Below are 15406 nucleotides of genomic sequence, written 5' to 3'. Positions count from 1 at the left end.
CATGCGCTCAGAAGTAGTAGGCGAGGCGGGCGGTGGTCAGATTGAGATGCTCAAGAACGGGCGCATCGATGCGCTCATAATCCAGGTGTCCGACAACACCGCCGCCAAACTCCATGCGCGCTCCCAGCCCGTAGATATGGGCAGTGCCGCCAAGACGGCCGATATTCTCCTCCAGGTGGGTTTCCGTCTCTCCACTCCACTCGGCAAGCCCGGATTTGGCAAACAGGGTGAGCTGACCAATACGAATTCCTGCCGTCAAGGCGCCATTCAGCGTGGTGGTATTGAGCAAGATCTGGCGGCCTGCCAATGCTGCGGGTGTCTCTTCACTCTCTAAATAAGCAATTTCAGCGCCGATATCGAGCCTGGGCAGGCGAGGAAGCGAATAGCCGGCCTTGAATCGAAAGCCTGATGTATTGCCGTCAAGAGAAGAGAGCTCCTTGCCGTCGAGCACCACGCCGTTGTCCAGAACGACAAGTACTTCCTCATTAGTGACAATGGGTGAGGTCGATAACTCGAGTTCACTCAATATTTGGGTGGCTTCTTGATGGCTGCTCTGTGACGGCGCGTTTTCCTGGCCAGTATCGACTTGGCTTGCGTCGCTGCGTTTTTCTTCGCCACTTTGCTCTGCATCGGCGGTGGCGAATGTGGCCGGCAGCATGAGCATCGCTGCAAGTAATAAGACAAGGGTTTCTTTTTGTCGTAGTTGCATCATGTTAGCCCGAGTGACTTGCCGCATCGATCAGAGTGAACATCGACGAGAACGAGATAGGCTGGAGCCGATTGCTCAAGGCTAGCGCGATATGGTGTGTTCTGCCAGTGTCAGGATTGGGTGTGACGCCGCCCGAATCGAAACAGCAAATATTTCACGATTAGTGTGATGCCGAATACCAGCCAGCCGGCAGTCGCCAGAATATTGAATAGCAGCATCTTCTGCATGCCGCTCAGGGGAAAAAGCAGGGATTCGGTTGAGGCACCCAGCAGCATGGCCAGCAGCAGTGGCAGGGCAACGATATGCATCAACATTTCGGTGCGGCGACGGCGAATCCGGTATCGCTGAAGCGTGATGCGGAAGGGGCGATGGGCCCAGGCGACGAAAATAAACGTTGCTACCAGGCTCAAGGTGGCGACCGTCGGCAAGGGTACGCCGCGTGCCGCCGAATAGCTGATCGACCACGCCAATATCAGCCACATGGCGCCTTCTACCGTCGCGATGAGATCGCCCGAAGTCCTTACTGCTAGCATAGCCCTATCCCTTCCCGTACCGATGGCTTGGCTCTCTGGCCTTAGCTCGATGATCAAGTATGACACATTCCGGCAATAGCGAGGTGAGCCTGGCCGGGGAGGCCAAGTGCAGCCCAGCGTCAAGCATGGGGAGGCGTTAATCGGTATACTGTCGCCGCGACAATACCATCGAAGGCGCCTTATGAATCGGATCACCTTGACTCAACCCGACGATTGGCATCTCCATCTACGCGATGGAGAAGCGTTGAACGCGGTGCTGGCCTATTCGGCTCGCCAATTCGGACGGGCCATCATCATGCCCAACCTGACACCGCCGGTCACCACTACCGATCAGGCGTTGGCCTATCGCGAAAGAATTCTGGCAGCGCGTCCCGGGGGGAGTGACTTCGAACCTCTCATGACGCTCTATCTCACCGACAATACGCCAGCCGAGGAGATCGAGCGGGCCAAGGCTAGTGGAGCGATACATGCGGTGAAGCTCTATCCTGCCGGGGCGACGACCAATTCCGATTCGGGTGTGACGGATGTCGTTCGCTGTGCGTCGGCGCTTGAGGCCATGGAGCGCGTTGGGTTGCCCCTGTTGGTGCATGGTGAGGTGACCAGTCACGATATTGATATCTTCGATCGCGAAGCGGTATTCATCGAGCGAGTGATGATGCCGCTACTCAAGCGCTTTCCTGGCCTCAGAGTGGTATTCGAGCATATCACGACCGCTCACGCCGTCGCTTTCGTGCAGGAGGCCTCCGCCAACGTGGCAGCAACCATTACTGCCCATCATTTACTTTTCAATCGTAACCACATGCTGGTAGGTGGCGTTCGCCCGCACTATTTCTGCCTGCCGGTACTCAAGCGGGAGACACATAGGCAGGCCCTGCTCACTGCCGCGACCTCGGGCTCGGAAAAGTTCTTTCTAGGTACCGACAGCGCACCGCATGCCCGCGGCGCCAAGGAGTCCGCCTGCGGTTGTGCTGGGGCCTTTACCGCTCCCGCGGCCATGGAACTCTATGCCATGGCCTTCGATGAGGCCGATGCCCTCGATCGGCTGGAGGGGTTCGCAAGCCATCATGGCCCGGACTTCTACGGCTTGCCCCGCAATACTCGTCAAATCACGCTGGCACGTGAGGAGTGGAGCTTGCCTGCCACGCTGCCCTATGCCGACGGGGAGGCGATCGTGCCGTTGAAGGCGGGCGAAAGCTTGCTCTGGCGCCTGATAGGCTCGGGTCACTAACAGGAACAAGCCGGCTGGGCCGTAGCGCTGACTCTTGTCAGCGCTCGTCACTTGGATTTGCGCCACTGTTCCGAATGCTGCTCTGGGCTGTCCTTGGGCGTCAGGCTGAATGTCGAATTGATGATCGTCGCGGGGGGCTGCTCTGTGCGGCTCGCTTTGCTGCGGATGGCGGAGACGTCTTCGACACTGCCGAGTCCAGGTTCGCCATTGATCATCACCGGCTCGGTGGTGAAGCGCCCCGTGTAGGTCCACATCTTCTGGGGAACCCAGGAGACCTGGAAGTGCTTTCCCTTCCATCGGGCATGATCAAGCCCTCCAGACTCGATATCGGCGAGGGGGATAAGCGCCTCAAAGAGCCCTGCATTGAGTATCAGTCCGCTATTGAGCATCCGAATCGGCCCACGAAACTGCTCACGCTCCAATGCCACCAACGTCTCTCGAACGCGTGGGTTCCCTTCCACTTGGGCCTTGCCGCATAGATGCAGGACATGGTCATCAATTTGTTTGATGGCCCAGAGAGTTGGCAGTTTGGCTGGTTTTAACCAATCGAACATAGGGTAGCTTGAGCTCTGCGTTAAGGATTGAGACATTGAGAGGGATACTCTATCCGACGTATTCCAGCTTGGCACGTATCCCTGCCTGATGCGATGCCTCGACTCCAGTCATATTTGTCATCTCCTGGCTAAAGATTGGTGCATAAAAGCCGATAACTTGAATTGACCGTGCATCATGTGCCTTTTCTCGACGTCACCTTGGCACGAGGCTGGTACAACGTATCTCTCTGCTGGGGAAGGGCAAGATGGCAACGATTACTTCGCTGGGTATCGGTTCGGGGCTTGATCTCAATGGTTTGCTTGATGATCTCAAGGCCGCTGAGCGCGGCAAGCTCACGCCGATCACCACACAAAAGAAGACCACCCAGGCGAAGATTTCAGCCTTCGGGAACCTGTCGAGCGCACTCTCGAAATTCCAGCCAGCGGTGGCAACGCTGAATGATGCGAAACGCTTCTCTGCGGTGACCAGCAAGGTGACGGGAAGTGGCGTTGCCGCTGTTGCCAGCGCTGATGCACCTGCAGGGCGCTTCAAGGTTAATTTGAATCAGCTGGCCACGGCTGCCACAGCTGCAACGGCTGGCGTTGATAGCCGAACCGCCCCGCAGGGCGCTGGCAAGATTACTTTCTCTTTTGGCGGCAAGGACGACTTGGTTGTAGAAGTGGCGGAAGGGAAGAGTTCGCTCGAAGCGATTCGCGATGCAGTCAATAGCAAGGAAGCCGGGGTGTCGGCATCGATTGTCTTCGATGGTGAGCAGTACCGCCTGGCCTTCGCCTCTACGGAAACAGGTGAAAAAGCCGGCCTCGAGGATGTCAAGTTCGAGGGCTTTGGAGATGACGCCCTCGCCCTTGAAGGGGATGTGATCAAGGGGCAGAACGCTAAGCTCACCGTCAATGGAATAGCGATTACCAGCCACTCCAACAAGGTCGAGGGTGCCATTCAGGGGGTAACGCTGAACCTGTCGGAAATCCATGCCGAAGGGAGCTCCTCGACGATAGCGATCGATCGGGACAGTGATGAAATAAAGAACGCGGTAAAGGGCTTTGTCGAAGGTTACAACACGCTGCGCACGGCGATACGTGGCTTGACGAGCTATAACGCCGATACCGGGGTGGCGGGTGATCTGCTTGGGGACAGCACCCTGCGCGGTGTCGAATCTCGGCTGCGCAGCGTGATCGGGGGCGGGATCGAGGAGGGGCAGTTGAGAATGCTATCCGACCTGGGGATCACGCTGCAGCTCGATGGCACCTTGAAGCTCGATGAGGCCAAGCTCGACGGTATCATCGCCACTGAGTCGATGGCCTTGGCTGATTTTTTTGCCGGCGGCACCAAGGCGGGGGGAATGGCAGGAAAGCTGGTGACCGCATTGGACCAGATCCTGGGTGACAAAGGGCTGTTGAGCAATGCTACCAGTGGCCTGGAAACCACGCTTAAGGGTCTGGATCAGCGCTATGCGCGTATGGAGACGCAGATCGATGCCACTATCGCGCGTTACCGTTCACAGTTCAGTCAGCTTGACAGCATGATTGCAAGAATGAATCAGACCAGCGGTTATCTGACTCAGCAGTTCGACCTAATGAACGCTCAGCTTGGTCGCAAGAAATAAGTGAATAGCATTTGTCCGCACATTCGATAGCAGGGGTGGAACAATCATGAATGCCATACGCGGCACAGCCGCATATGCACGAGGGGCAGGCGCCTACGCCAGGGTCGGTGTCGAGAGCGGCGTGATGTCGGCAAGCCCTCATCAACTGATCGTCATGCTCTTCGATGGCGCGCTGGCATCTATTCGCGCCGCTCGCCTGCACATGCAGGCGAATAATGTGGCAGAGAAGGGCAAGGCGATCTCGAAGGCTCTTGATATTGTCAATAATGGCCTGCTAGCGGCGCTTGATGCTGAGCGTGGGGGGGAGCTGGCCCAACGCCTAGCCTCCCTTTACGACTATATTGCTCGCTTACTGCTCGGCGCCAACCTGCGCAATGACATGCAGAGTCTCGATGAAGCGTATCGCTTGCTCGAGGATTTGAGTTCCGCTTGGCAAGAGATAGGTGACCGCACAGGAGCCGTTAGATCAGCGGATACCGAATGACCATGACGAACAACGTCAAGACTCCATCGTTCGTCAAGGCGCAGGAACTGTTGCTCCGGGGATATGAATCCTTGAACGAGCGCTCTGTGCGGATACTCGAGCTGGCACGTCAGGAGGATTGGGTTGCGGTGGTCCAGGAGGAGTCGCTCTACCTTATCGATGTCGAGCGACTCAACCGTATGGAGAGTGGGCTTGTGCTCGATGACGATGGACGCGAGCGTAAGGCAGCGCTGCTTGAGCATATCTTGGAGCGTGATTGTGAAGTGCGCAAGCGACTAATTGCGCGTCGCGAGGAGCTGGGAAAACTGATGGGTATATCCAATGGCGGCAGTGCCGGGCAGGTCATCGAAGCGAGCCAGGCGTTTGGCCAGGGCGGCCCACAAGGTAACTCTCCAGCAGGCAAGCTGTGAGCGGCATCACGCCGATCATCGATACCCTGCTGCATCAGGTACTAGGTAAGCGGGCGGATCTGCCCGCGCCTAAAGTGCTCAACGAGCCAGTCAAGCCGATGAGCCCAGGCGAGGCACCACGCGCCGTTCATAGCGATTCGCGATTGAATGGCCGTTCGCCTGTCATTCAAGATGCCGTGAACACTGCCGGTAATCATTCCGCCCCAAGCGGTACGGCTACGGCGCAGGAGCCTCCCCCTGCCTCGTCGCAGACGCAATTCAGCCAGGCGGCACGCACCATCGCCGACATATTGGTCAAGTTTCCAGCGCCCCCCTCGGTGCTTCGTCCCGCCCAACCATTGATCGCTGCGCCAGAGCTATCAACACCCTCTCTGTTGCGTGATCCCGTTTTACTCGCCGAACGCTTGCAGGGCAGCATTCAGTCCAGTGGGTTGTTTTATGAGTCGCATCTCGCTCGTTGGCATCGGGGAGAGCTGCCACGTCAGGCTCTTGAGCTCGAACCGCAAATGTCGCGCCCTCAAGCACTGCGTGCCGCGGCTTCTGATGCAGCCTTGCTACGTCAGGAGAGCGGGCCGCCTCAACCCAGCTTGGCCATACGAGTGGAGGGGGCGATAAACCCTGCTGGCTCAAGCCTGTTATCCGGCGTGCTCAAGTTTTCTGCCCCATTCTTACCCTTGAGCCCCAGCGATCACAACTATCGGGGGATGTCCCCGGGTAAGGCAGAGGCCACTGTTGCATATTCTCCTGCGTCATTAACAGCCCAATCATCGCCATTGAGTAGTGGTGGCTATACGGCCCTTACTTCAATGCTGGTGCGTGATGGCGTTAAGCCCGATTCGGCCGGTAGCGTTACAGCCGACACCTTTGCGCGCCACGCCCCAATGACGCTGGAACCGCTTAGCGAAGCGCTTCAAGGAGTTGTTAGACATCAGCTGGAGATGCTGGTGTCTCCTGTGCTGCGTTGGGAAGGAGATGTCTGGTCAGGTATTTTCATGGCGTTGATGATTCATGTGCCCGAGTCGCATGAGCATACCCATGGGCAGACATCGGAACAGGAGGGGGGGGGGAGCGATCAACAAGCCTGGCATACCGAGATGACATTGAAGCTACCTGCTCTTGGTGAGATCGATGTTGATCTGAGGCTCAAGCGGGACAAGGTCGCCGTTACGCTCAGTTGCGAAAACAGCGCGGTAGTGGAACGTCTTGACGGGGGGCAGGAGCGCCTTCGTCAGCGTCTACTGGCGCGTGGATTCACTGATGTTGCGTTACGTGTCAATCTCAAGTCCGAGGGGGAACTCTCATGAGGCGCGCAGGGGCGGATGCACGCCGCCGCCAGGCGGTGGCACTGGCCTACCGGGATGGCGATAATGCTCCCAGGATATTGGCGAGAGGCTACGGTGAGCTTGCCGAAAGAATTGTCGCCGAGGCTCATGCTCAGGGGATGTTCGTGCATGACTCTCCGGAACTGGTCAGCTTGCTGATGCAAGTGAATATCGATGAGCGTATCCCCACCAGCCTTTATCATGTCATCGCCGAGTTGCTGATCTGGGCTCGGGAGCTCTCTTCCGAAGAGGTTACAGGAGCGTAAGCAGGCATAAAGGCAGCCGCTTAAGGTGTCTAAACGGAAATTTTGTGTATTTTTTTGTTTTCCATGATCTGCATAAGAAACAATTAGGGCTTATAAAGCCTTGTAATATAAACATTGGACAAAATGACCATTACCATAGTCTAAAATTATTAGAAAACATTGTTCTCTGGGGTTGGCATTTTTCATAAAAAAGCCTCAGACTGCTCTTGCTGGCGATTAACGGCCACAAGGGAGAGGGATAGGTCATGGATGAGACTGTAACATTTGGCAAGCGTTAGCGTTAAAGGGCCATAGAGCTCTAAAAAAATCAAAAAATGCTACTTCTCGCAGGGTAACGAAAATGACTATCGATAACGTTCTGGAAGAAATTCAGGATATCAACCTCTCCTACCTGTTACTTGTCCAGCGGCTGCTGAAAGAAGACCGCGCCACGGCAATGTTTCGCCTCAAGCTCAGCGACAAGATGGCCGACTTGCTCTCATCGCTCTCTACCAAACAGTTAAGCAAGCTGTCCCGCACCAACCAGCTGCTGTGTCGCCTGTGGGTCGAGGATGCCGAGCAACTGATGAAGCTGACCCATAACCAGCGCGAGCAGGGTCTTGCACAGACGCATGCGGCACTGCTGATGGCGTCCATGCCCAGCATGCAAACAGCAAGTGCGAGGGCCTGACAGATGGCTGACAAGAGTCTTGTGAGCGAAATGCTGCAGGTCCAGATGGCCATTGAGCTCATTGAGCTGGGCGCACGCCTTCAGGTATTGGAAACCGAAACCGACCTGAGTCGTGCACGCTTGATCAAGCTTTACAAGGAAGTGCGCGGTATGTCACCGCCGAAGGGCATGCTGCCGTTCTCGACGGACTGGTTCGTCACGTGGCTGCCTAATATTCATGCCTCGCTGTTTTACAATATTTATCAGCGTCTCGCCAACGATCAGGGTTGCGAGCGCATGGAGGCCTTCGTCAAAGCTTTCCGGCTCTATCTTGAGCAGGTCGAGCTCGACGAAGCCGAGCCGGTCCTCGGATTGACCCGTGCCTGGACACTGGTCAGGTTCTTCGAAAGCGACATGCTCGAGCTCAATAAATGTACGAGCTGTCACGGTGCCTTCATTGCGCATGCCCATACGCCCTGTCAGGAGTTCGTATGCGGTATCTGCCAGCCACCTTCGCGGGCTGGCAAGACACGCAAGCGTATGGAGGCTGCCAGGAGAGATGCTCCCCTTATGGGTGAAGTCGTCATGACGCCAGTATTGCGCATGGCCTGACACTTCACGCTTTGACTTGCGACCCCGTCAACTTCCTTGATGAAGTTGACGGGGTCGCTTTCGTTTCAGACGTTAGTGGGGGCAAGTTTTTATCCTTGAACCCTCAAGCCCAAGGGGGGCTGGCCGATAACTGGAGTGAAGCCACTCTTGCCGCAGTAAAGGATTTCAGTCGTGCTGATACCTCTTGGATTTCTTGTCGTTACTTTCTCTGTCTTTGGCGGCTACGCGCTGGCAGGCGGTCATTTGGGCCCACTTTACCAGCCAACCGAGGTCTTGATGATCTGTGGCGCGGCGATAGGAGCATTTATTGCCGCCAATAACGGCAAGGCAATGAAGGCGACATTGCGCACGGCATCGAAGCTCAAGCGTACGGTCAAATACGATAAAGCGACCTACATGGAGTTGATGGCGCTGCAGTTCAAGCTGCTGAGCAAAGCCCGTCGGGACGGCATGTTGGCAATCGAGCGCGATATCGATGCTCCTCAGGAGAGTGCGATATTTTCCGAGTATCCCAAGATCCAGAGTGACCCCATGATCATGGGGTTCCTGACCGATTATCTGCGCCTGATGATCAGCGGCAATATGGACCCGCATCAGATCGATGAGCTGATGGAGCATGAGATCGAGGCCTTCGAGCATGAGGCCCACATTCCCGCCGATGCACTGGCCAAGGTGGGTGATGGTCTGCCGGCGTTCGGTATCGTCGCGGCGGTGCTCGGTGTAATCAAGGCGCTCAGTGCTGCCGATGCAGGTCCCGACGAGATGGGGTACATGATCGCCCATGCCCTGGTCGGCACCTTCCTCGGTATTCTGCTGGCGTATGGCTTCGTCAATCCACTCTCTAGCCGCATCGACCGTCAGGTGGGTGAGGCAGTGAAAATGCTGCAATGCATTCGCGTCACGCTGCTGGCGAGTCTCAATGGCTATGCCCCGCAGCTGGCAGTGGAGTTCGGTCGCAAGGCGTTGCATACCGCGGAGCGCCCCTCCTTCAGCGAACTGGAAGAGCATGTGCGTTCATCCAAGAGTACTGGAGCGGGTGGCGCATGAGCGACGATCGCCGCCCAATCATCATCAAGCGCAAGAAGGTCGTCCATGGTCACCATGGTGGCAGCTGGAAGATTGCGCTTGCCGATTTCATGACGGCGCTGATGGCACTCTTCCTGGTGCTCTGGATTCTCTCGACGGCCTCCGAAGAGCAGCTCGAGAGTGTGGCCGAGTACTTCAGGACCCCCTTGGCGGTGGCTATTGCCGGTGGTGATCGCCCCACTGCCAGTGACAGTGCGATTCCCGGTGGCGGGCCCGATCCCGTCTATATGGAAGGCGAGAGGATGCGGATCGACATGCGCACCCAGACTCGCTCCAGCGATGAGCAGCGGAATTTTCGGGATCTCCAGCGGCGGATGGAAGCCTTGATCGAAGCGGACCCGATGCTGCGGGACCTGCGCCGTCAGATACGCTTTGACATGACACCGGAAGGTCTGCGCATCCAGTTGGTCGATACCGAGCAGCGGCCGATGTTCGAGATCGGCAGTGAGCAGGTCGCGTCTTACATGCGAGTTCTGCTGCGTACGATCGCACCGCTGCTCAACGAGATGCCCAATCCGCTGAGCATCAGCGGTCATACCGACAGTTTGCCGTACGCGGGAGGCTATCGCGGCTACAGCAACTGGGAACTCTCTACGGATCGCGCCAATGCCTCGCGCCGTGAATTGGTGGCTGGGGGTCTCGATCCAGAGAAGCTGCTGCGGGTGGCGGGCCTGGGCGACAGAGTACCGATGGCCGACAGCGATCCACGCGATGCGCACAACCGGCGCATCTCGCTGGTAGTGCTTGATCGACGTGCTGCCGAGAGCATCCAATCACAGGGATTGCCCGGCGGCAGTAGCCTGCCGTCACCTGAACAATCGCGCCTGGCTGACGAGCTCGAGTCAAGCCCCGTCGAGCAGTTCAGAGAAGGCTTGCAGGATACATTGAGCGGCGACTAGCGCTTTGATGACAATACCTTGGGGATGCGCATGGATATCACCGAATTTTACGAAACGTTCTTCGAAGAAGCGGAAGAGCTTCTCAATGAGATGGAGCGGCATCTGCTCGAGCTGGATATCGACGATCCGGATGCAGAGCAGCTCAACGCCATTTTCCGCGCTGCGCACTCCATCAAAGGTGGCGCCGGTACCTTTGGCTTCGATGTGCTGCAACAGACCACGCATATCTTCGAAAACCTGCTCGACCATACTCGCCGCGGTGAAATGGCTCTTCGTCGCGATATCGTGGATACCTTTCTGGAAACCAAGGATATGTTGCACGACCAGCTTGATGCCTATCGCAGTGGGACCGAGCCCGACGCCGAAGCGTTCGAGCGCATTTGCAATACCCTGCGCCAGATGGCACTGGAAGAGCTTGGCAAGGGTGATGGGGGTTCAGCACCCAAGGCAGCGGAGAAAAGCGAGCCAGTCGAGCCGTCAATGCCCAAGCAAGACGAGGCAGTAGGCGACACGTCCACGGCCGAGGTCGAGCAGGGCGCGCATCTCGAAGTCGCATTGATCGATGTTCCTGCCAAGGATCGCGAGCTGCTCGTCGAGGAGCTGGGTCAGCTTGGCAATATCGTGTCGCAACGCGAAGAGGGCACGCGCTGTCTGGTCGTGCTCGATACCAGTGCCAGTGTTGATGACATCGAAGCGGTGATGTGCTTCATCATCGAAGCCGAGCAGGTCGTGGTAAGGCGTCTCGAGTCGACCCAGGCCCAGGCGGCCGAAAGGGCGTCGCCCGCAGTGGCTGTGGTGTCACCCCCGGCTGAAGTGGCGACGCCGGTGCCAACCGAGCAGAGCGCGGTCAAGGCGCCGGCGGCCACCCTCCCGGCAGATGCCAAGCCCAAGCCAAAGCCGGCGGTGGGGGAGACGACCTCGATCCGCGTGCCCGTCGATAAGGTCGATCAGATCATCAACCTGGTCGGTGAGCTGATCATCACTCAGTCGATGCTCGACCAGACGGCAAGTGAGCTCGAAGGGGTTGCACACAATGCACTCGCACATGGCATGAGCCTACTGCAGCGCAACGCCCGTGACCTTCAGGAAGCGGTGATGTCGATTCGCATGGTGCCGATGGACTACGTCTTCAGTCGCTTCCCTCGTCTGGTTCGCGATCTGGCCGCCAAGCTGGGCAAGGACGTGGAATTGATCACCGAGGGCAAGTCCACCGAACTCGACAAGAGCCTGACGGAGCGCATCATCGATCCGCTGACCCATCTGGTGCGCAATAGCCTGGATCACGGCATCGAGCGTCCCGATCAGCGCGAGGCGGCGGGCAAGCCCCGTACCGGCAGGCTTACGCTGTCGGCCCAGCATCAGGGCGGCAACATCCTCATCGAAGTGATCGACGATGGCGCCGGGCTCAATCGTGACAAGCTGCTGGCCAAGGCGAAAGCCAACGGCCTGAGCGTCTCCGATTCCATGAGCGACGACGATGTATGGCAGCTGATCTTTGCGCCGGGTTTCTCCACCGCCGAGCAGGTCAGCGACGTCTCCGGCCGCGGCGTGGGCATGGATGTGGTCAAGCGCAACATCCAAGGAATGGGCGGTCACGTGGAGATCTCCTCCAGGCTTGGCGGCGGCACAACCACGCGGATCGTGCTTCCGCTGACACTGGCGATCCTGGATGGCATGTCGATCAAGGTGGGAGAGGAGATCTTCATCCTTCCCCTGGGAGCGGTGCTCGAGTCGCTGCAACCGGTCGAGGACGATCTCTATGCCATGGCTGGCGACGACCTGCTGATCAAGGTGCGTGACGAGTATCTGCCGATTATCGCCGTGCAGGAGGTGCTCGATGTGCCCGAGGCGCGGACCAAGCTTACCGAATGCATCGCCGTGATCGTGCAGGGCGAGGGGCGTCGTTATGCGCTGCTGGTGGACGATCTCGTTGGCCAGCAGCAGGTGGTAGTGAAGAACCTTGAAACCAATTATCGCAAGGTGCCCGGTGTATCCGCGGCAACCATCCTGGGCGATGGCAGCGTGGCGCTGATTCTGGACATTGCTGACATGCATCGCTTGAGCCGTACCAAGAAGGAGGCGAGACATGCGAACCGCCTCGCTTCAGAATCCCAAAAACTGGTGCCTTTCAAGGAGGTAGAACCATCATGACAAGCATGAGCTCCGCCAATGCCGCTGCTGTAGACGCCCATAGCCGCGAATTCCTGGTGTTTTCGCTGGGCGATGAAGAGTACGCCATCGATATCCTCAAGGTGCAGGAGATTCGCGGTTACGAAAACGTGACCCGCATCGCCAACGCTCCGGAGTTCATCAAGGGCGTCACCAACCTGCGCGGCGTCATCGTGCCGATCGTCGATTTGCGTATCAAGTTTCATCTCGACAAGGTCGAGTACGGTGGCCAGACCGTCGTGATCGTGGTCAACGTCGGTGAGCGTGTCGTGGGTATCGTCGTCGATGGCGTCTCCGACGTGATGAGCCTGACGCCCGAGCAGATCAAGCCGGCACCGGAGTTCGGCGTGACCCTGTCGTCGGACTATCTGAGTGGGCTTGGCAGCCTCGACGATCGCATGCTGGTGCTGGTGGATATCGACAAGCTGCTCACCAGCCATGAGATGGCCCTCGTCGATCATCTGAGTGTATAAGACTTAATATTGTGGCACTGCCACAGGGGATTGTTGATGCAACTATTGACAACGACGAAGAAACTGTGGGGCTTGCTCGCTCAGCGCTGCTCCTATTGGTCATCGGCCTGCCGCTGACGCTGCGATGGGCCTGGTGATTCACGATATCTCCAGGCGCCTGGGTGGCGACCCTGTTATGCGACGCAAGTGGGGACGTTCATTGCCGATGGCGACCTCACCCACCAGGCTGTGTTAATGCCGATCGCCAAACCTCGACCGTAGCCAGCAGGTGCGCGATACCGGCGCAATCATCGCCGGAATGGTGGATAACATCACCTAGTTGAGCGCCCTAATCAGCGAGATATCTTCGGCCTCCGCCGAGCAGAGTCGCCAACTTCGTCAGCACATCGCACGCTTCCAGCTCGCCGATGGCAGCGGTCTTGCCACGGATTATCAGTGGGAGCCCCCGGCACGCCTGCAGGCACCGGAAGCACCTACTTGGCAGTGATCGCGTGAGTGAATGTAAGCGTACACGACAGGAGGCCTCGGCCTCCTGTTTTTTTATGAAAAATTTCTTTCACGCTAAAGAGTTGGATCGTGTTGGCCGATAACTTCCCCGTATGAGTTTGCCAAGCATGTCGACTCAGTGATGATGCACTGAGAGAGCGAGAACTTGGTATCGTCGCAAATAAAGAGGGGGGATAACGTGAAGTTACTCGACAATATGACCGTGCGGGTCAGCTGGGCACTGGTACTCGTTGTTTTTGCGACACTGATTGCGGTTTTGAGTGCACTGGGCCTGTATGCGGTCAATTACAGTCAGCGGTCTCTGGCCACTTTGAACAGTGTGAACGTCGATCAGCAATCCACGCTTAACCGTGCCAATTCGCAATTGCTATCGACCCAACTCGTCATGAACCATATCAATGAGCAATTGCTCGAGGCGGCTCATCGGCTTGAAACGAACGATCAAACGCTTGAACAGGCTCGTGAAATGGGCTTGGAGCTCGATCGTGCCGAAGCGATTTTCGCGGCGTTCCTGGCGTTACCGGCACGCGAGCATCACGCCGGTTTGATCGCTACGCTAGACGAGAGCTTTAACGCCCTCATGCAGCAAGCGCTATGGCCTCAGCAGGTCGCGCTCGTGAATGATGACTTTGCCGGTTTTAGGGAGCTGCGTGATCTCACCACGTCATTGAACGATCGGTTTTATAACGATGCGGTGACGTTCTTCGAGACGGCGGAGAGCGAGGGATATACGCTTTATGCGCATTTCTCCAGTGTCGCCAATACCGTCAAGCTGGCGATCATCATCGCCGTGCTTGTTTCCGTGTCGACCATCGTGGTGGTCTTGTGGGGGGTCACCGTAAACGTGATTCGTCCCTTGCACCGGGTGGTCGATCACTTCGAAAAGATGGCCAAGGGCGATCTGTCCGAGACCATCGAAGCCCGCGGCAATAACGAGATTGGCCAGCTATTTACCTCGATGGCCCATATGCAGCAGAGCCTGTCGACAACCGTGGGTGCCGTTCGCGGCAGCAGCCAGTCGATCTACTCCGGTGCCCAGGAAATCGCCCAAGGCAATAACGATCTCTCTTCACGCACCGAGCAGCAGGCCGCCTCACTCGAAGAGACCGCTTCGAGCATGGAGCAGTTGACCTCGACGGTGGGCAATAATGCCGACAACGCGCGTCAGGCCAGCCAGCTGGCGGCGACGGCCTCGCAGACGGCCAGTCGCGGGGGTGAGGTGGTGGGCGAGGTGGTCGATACCATGCGCGACATCAACCAGAGCTCTCAGCAGATCACCGAGATCATCAAGGTCATCGACTCGATCGCCTTTCAGACCAATATTCTGGCGCTCAACGCCTCGGTGGAAGCGGCACGCGCCGGTGAACAGGGGCGGGGATTCGCGGTGGTCGCGGGTGAAGTGCGTAGCCTGGCCAGTCGTAGTGGCGAAGCGGCACGCGAGATTCGAGGACTGATCGAAGCGTCGGTCGCTAAGGTGGAGGCGGGTACCGCCTTGGTCGATCAGGCCGGTAAGACCATGAAAGACATCGTCGAGTCGGTGCTCAAGGTTACCGACATCATGGAGGAGATCGCTTCGGCTTCGCAGGAGCAGAGTAACGGTATCGGGCAGGTCAATCAGGCCATTACTCAGATGGATCAGGTCACCCAGCAGAACGCCGGGCTGGTCCAGCAGGCGGCAAGTGCGGCCAGTGAACTCGAGATCGAAGCCGGTCGCCTGCGTGAAGCGGTGGCACTGTTTCGCCTGGCACCCGGTGAGGGGTTGCGCTTGGCGCCGACATCATCCGTCCAAGTGCCGGTCAAGCTCCGACAAGAGAGCAAGCCTTCGGCCCCTGACACCCGGCCGCCGACGATGGCATCGAAAAATACGCAAGTAGAAGAGGCTTGGGAAGAGTTCTAACAAG

Annotated in this window: 17 protein-coding genes; 14 read left to right on the top strand and 3 right to left on the bottom strand. The window is 57.6% G+C overall.

The features are described 5' to 3' along the window. Positions 1-7: 7 nt before the first annotated feature. Positions 8-712 (bottom strand): hypothetical protein, encoded by a 705-nt coding sequence (locus HJD22_RS14605; RefSeq protein ID WP_208656296.1) that lies wholly within the window; start codon positions 710-712, stop codon positions 8-10. A 107-nt stretch (positions 713-819) separates the two neighbouring features. Continuing rightward, on the bottom strand, positions 820-1191 hold the full coding sequence (locus tag HJD22_RS14600) for a hypothetical protein (protein WP_248730268.1): 372 nt from the start codon (positions 1189-1191) through the stop codon (positions 820-822). Positions 1192-1423: 232 nt separating this feature from the next. Between HJD22_RS14600 and pyrC the strand changes: the two genes are divergently transcribed. After that, a complete protein-coding gene (pyrC, locus tag HJD22_RS14595) occupies positions 1424-2470 on the top strand; it encodes a dihydroorotase (RefSeq protein ID WP_208656298.1) in 1047 nt (348 codons plus the stop codon). Positions 2471-2517: 47 nt separating this feature from the next. Here the strand turns inward: pyrC and HJD22_RS14590 are convergent, their stop codons facing one another. Then, positions 2518-3024: a hypothetical protein gene (locus tag HJD22_RS14590; RefSeq protein ID WP_208656299.1), complete on the bottom strand. Its 507-nt coding sequence runs from the start codon at positions 3022-3024 to the stop codon at positions 2518-2520. A gap of 245 nt (positions 3025-3269) precedes the next feature. Between HJD22_RS14590 and fliD the strand changes: the two genes are divergently transcribed. The 13 genes from fliD to HJD22_RS18020 all read left to right on the top strand — a co-directional run bounded on the left by fliD (position 3270) and on the right by HJD22_RS18020 (position 15402). Next, entirely contained in the window at positions 3270-4628 is a 1359-nt protein-coding gene (fliD, locus tag HJD22_RS14585) for a flagellar filament capping protein FliD (RefSeq protein WP_208656300.1), read from the top strand. A 46-nt stretch (positions 4629-4674) separates the two neighbouring features. After that, positions 4675-5112 carry a flagellar export chaperone FliS gene (fliS, locus tag HJD22_RS14580; RefSeq protein ID WP_208656301.1) on the top strand — a complete coding sequence of 146 codons (438 nt, stop codon included), beginning with the start codon at positions 4675-4677 and terminating at the stop codon, positions 5110-5112. Beyond that, positions 5109-5522, top strand: coding sequence for a flagellar protein FliT (locus HJD22_RS14575; protein WP_208656302.1), 414 nt, complete (start codon positions 5109-5111; stop codon positions 5520-5522). Before fliS ends, HJD22_RS14575 begins: the two co-directional genes overlap by 4 nt. Further along, on the top strand, positions 5519-6826 hold the full coding sequence (locus HJD22_RS14570) for a flagellar hook-length control protein FliK (protein ID WP_208656303.1): 1308 nt from the start codon (positions 5519-5521) through the stop codon (positions 6824-6826). The genes HJD22_RS14575 and HJD22_RS14570 overlap by 4 nt, the downstream gene beginning before the upstream one ends. Next, positions 6823-7110 carry an EscU/YscU/HrcU family type III secretion system export apparatus switch protein gene (locus HJD22_RS14565; RefSeq protein ID WP_208656304.1) on the top strand — a complete coding sequence of 96 codons (288 nt, stop codon included), beginning with the start codon at positions 6823-6825 and terminating at the stop codon, positions 7108-7110. The genes HJD22_RS14570 and HJD22_RS14565 overlap by 4 nt, the downstream gene beginning before the upstream one ends. A 340-nt stretch (positions 7111-7450) precedes the next feature. Continuing rightward, positions 7451-7780 (top strand): flagellar transcriptional regulator FlhD, encoded by a 330-nt coding sequence (gene flhD / locus HJD22_RS14560; protein WP_208656305.1) that lies wholly within the window; start codon positions 7451-7453, stop codon positions 7778-7780. Between the two features lie 3 nt (positions 7781-7783). Beyond that, positions 7784-8371: a flagellar transcriptional regulator FlhC gene (flhC, locus tag HJD22_RS14555; protein WP_208656306.1), complete on the top strand. Its 588-nt coding sequence runs from the start codon at positions 7784-7786 to the stop codon at positions 8369-8371. Positions 8372-8542: 171 nt separating this feature from the next. Further along, a complete protein-coding gene (gene motA / locus HJD22_RS14550) occupies positions 8543-9418 on the top strand; it encodes a flagellar motor stator protein MotA (RefSeq protein WP_208656307.1) in 876 nt (291 codons plus the stop codon). Further along, the gene (gene motB / locus HJD22_RS14545) at positions 9415-10356 is read left to right on the top strand and encodes a flagellar motor protein MotB (RefSeq protein ID WP_208656308.1); all 942 of its coding nucleotides are present in this window, start codon (positions 9415-9417) and stop codon (positions 10354-10356) included. Before motA ends, motB begins: the two co-directional genes overlap by 4 nt. 30 nt (positions 10357-10386) lie before the next feature. Continuing rightward, positions 10387-12507: a chemotaxis protein CheA gene (gene cheA / locus HJD22_RS14540; protein ID WP_208656309.1), complete on the top strand. Its 2121-nt coding sequence runs from the start codon at positions 10387-10389 to the stop codon at positions 12505-12507. 5 nt (positions 12508-12512) lie between these two features. Further along, positions 12513-12998, top strand: a complete 486-nt coding sequence (gene cheW / locus HJD22_RS14535) for a chemotaxis protein CheW (RefSeq protein WP_208656943.1) — start codon at positions 12513-12515, stop codon at positions 12996-12998. A gap of 319 nt (positions 12999-13317) precedes the next feature. Then, the gene (locus HJD22_RS14530; protein WP_208656310.1) at positions 13318-13485 is read left to right on the top strand and encodes a hypothetical protein; all 168 of its coding nucleotides are present in this window, start codon (positions 13318-13320) and stop codon (positions 13483-13485) included. Positions 13486-13683: 198 nt separating this feature from the next. Beyond that, complete coding sequence (locus HJD22_RS18020) at positions 13684-15402, top strand: methyl-accepting chemotaxis protein (protein ID WP_302051012.1); 1719 nt, start codon at positions 13684-13686, stop codon at positions 15400-15402. Positions 15403-15406 lie beyond the last annotated feature (4 nt).

Origin of the sequence: Halomonas sp. TA22, assembly GCF_013009075.1 — a bacterium.
Taxonomy (GTDB): domain Bacteria; phylum Pseudomonadota; class Gammaproteobacteria; order Pseudomonadales; family Halomonadaceae; genus TA22.
This window is presented reverse-complemented; position numbering and strand designations above follow the sequence as displayed.